This is a genomic window from Photobacterium lucens, from assembly GCF_009873615.1.
In the GTDB taxonomy this organism is placed as follows: Bacteria; Pseudomonadota; Gammaproteobacteria; order Enterobacterales; family Vibrionaceae; genus Photobacterium; species Photobacterium lucens.
In genome coordinates, this window is sequence record NZ_SSMG01000022.1 from 1 (window position 1) to 2,625 (window position 2,625).

General features: G+C 36.2%; 1 protein-coding gene. It reads right to left on the minus strand.

Annotated features, from left to right (window positions below):
- Nucleotides 1–1,286 precede the first annotated feature (1,286 nt).
- Nucleotides 1,287–2,543, minus strand: a complete 1,257-nt coding sequence (locus E5A76_RS02300; protein WP_161117978.1) for an aromatic amino acid transport family protein — start codon at nt 2,541–2,543, stop codon at nt 1,287–1,289.
- Nucleotides 2,544–2,625: the final 82 nt, after the last annotated feature.

Sequence of the window (2,625 nt, forward strand, 5' to 3'; positions counted from 1 at the left end):
GCCTTGTTGATGTCTTTGGGTAGGTTAATAAGCAGGAAAACCATTTTATAAATAAGCGCCAAATATTTAACTTTACAAATAAATATACTAATTTAGCATATAGTACACTTTTGAGTTTACTTGGATGTAAAGTTGAATCGTTATGACACTCCTTTTGGTAATTTTATTATTTTTATTTGCGTCAATAATCACGACGACTTGTGTGTGTTATATCTTTACGGGAGCAAAAGTGATTGAAAGCGAGGCTTCGCCAGATCATATCGAGAGCGATAGCGCGTTATGGACTGAGTTAAAAGACTGACTGTTTGTCTTGTTGCGTTGAATATGATCACTGATGGGCGTTAGTTTTTATCGTATTCACATCCGTCTGACATAATTACAGATAAAGAGGAGGCATTAAATCTTCTCTGGTTAAAGTAATGATGGCACTGGATATTGTAAAAGATGTTCTATTTTGGGCTGACTTACTAGATTGTTCTAGTCGCGTGTGTATTGCTCAATAGCCGTGTTATTTAGAAAGCTAAAATTCGCATAAATATTTACTTATGAAGCCACTACAGCTTTTCTGTGGTGGCTTTTTTTATGAATAATGTTTTTTATAATTATGTGGTTAATATGAATTTACTTTATAAATAAACGAGTAATGGCTGTCTAAATATAAATTAAGTCATTAGTTCAATTTATTCATATTTTTTGGCTATAATAATTCGTTACTGATAAATTTTAACCAAAAAAAACATTTAGATCAGTACCTTATAATAAAACGATGAGCAATTAATAATAACAAAATAAATTTTATAGATGACCGTCAATTTTTTGACTTTACAAATAAATATATCAATTTAGCATGTCGTACACCTCTAAGTTTACTCGGATGTAAAGTTAAATCGTTATGACAGTCTTTTTTGAAATATTATTGTTTTTATGTGCTTCATTAATCACTACGGCATGTATGTGTTATATTTTTACCGGAGCGAAGGTGATTGAAAATGAGGCTTCACTGAATCATATAGAAAATGACAGTATGCTATGGGCGGAGTTAAAAGACTGATCGTTTATCTTGATAGCAAGCGTTGTTTTTTTACAGCATTTTTAGACTGTGGATTGTTATCTTATCCGTCTCAATTTTTTAAAAACAGCAGCTAAACTGCCATAGTAATTATTTGATGTAATAGGTTTTATTAGCTTTATTAATGAATTAGAACAAATGCATTTAAAATGTGTAATAGGTTAAGCCATTAAAGCCGCTCAAGAAAACAGCCAATTTCATGGCTGTTTTTTTGTATTTATAGCAAGTTGTATACAATAGCTGATATCGCAATCAAGCCAATAACAGTCACAAATATATTGCTTATCTTACCGCGATGGCGCTTCATTGCATCAACGTTGCGAATAGCATACATCGGCAGAATAAATAAAATCAGCGCAATCACAGGGCCAGAGAAGGTTTCCATGATCCCAAGGACACTTGGGTTTTTCACCGCAGCATACCAAACCGAGAAAAAGAGAATAGCAATAGTCAGCTTATTGACGAGCTTAGGTTGGAGCTTGGTATGTTTGGCAATAATGCCGTTTAAACTTTCTCGTCCTCCCAAGAAGTGACCGAAGAAAGAAGAAATAATGGCAATACAAGCAATAAACGGGCCGAAAGAGGCGATCAGTCCACTGCCTGTGACGTTTGCCAGATAAGACAAGATAGAAATATTTTGCGCTTTGGCATCGGCTAATTGCTCTGGACTTAAACTGAGGGCACACGAGAAAACAAAGAACAGTACAAAGGTGATCAGCATCATCGAAGTATGCTTTAAGATGAAATCGACGCGTTTATCTGTCTGTTTGCCATAGTGTCTTTTCTGAGCAACGGAAAAACTAGAAATAGCAGCGGTGTGGCTGAAGGCAAAAATCGTGGTAGGGATAGCGAGCCATAATGTTCGGGTAAATTCTTTGGCGTCTGGTACTTGTGAAAAGTCAGGCATGTGCCAGTTGGGGATCAAGTACAGTGAGATGCCAAATAAAATAAAGACTAATGGGTAAACAATCACTTCAAAAGCACGTAAGACGGTTTTTTCACTTGCCATCATGACGCCAATCATCGCAGTCACTAATATACCAGATAGCATAATACGTGGTGGCGCAGCCATCCCCAGTTGGTTGACCATATAACTTTCAACCGTATTGGTTAATCCCACCCCGTAGATCATTAATATTGGAAAAATAGACAAGAAATAAAGTAGTGAGATCAGAAAACCGAAGCGATGACCAAAGTGCTCTTCGACAACATCTGTGAACTCCGCTTTTGGATTGTTTGACGACAAAATAAATCTCGCTAAACCACGGTGTGCTAAAAAAGTCATGGGACCTGCGAGTAATGCCATGACGATCAATGGCCACATTCCACTGGCACCGATATTGATAGGAAGAAATAAGATCCCTGCGCCAACGGCTGTACCAAAGAGGCTAATAATCCAGGTTTTATCGTGTTTATTTAAGGTAAGTTTTTGATCTGTTGTATTGGTAATTTCAACGTTATTGGGAAGCGACATGTGATTGACCTTATGGGTTAATGTATTTGTTATAGGTATTTTCATATCGAACACAATGCTAACAAATTTGTAACTATTGATG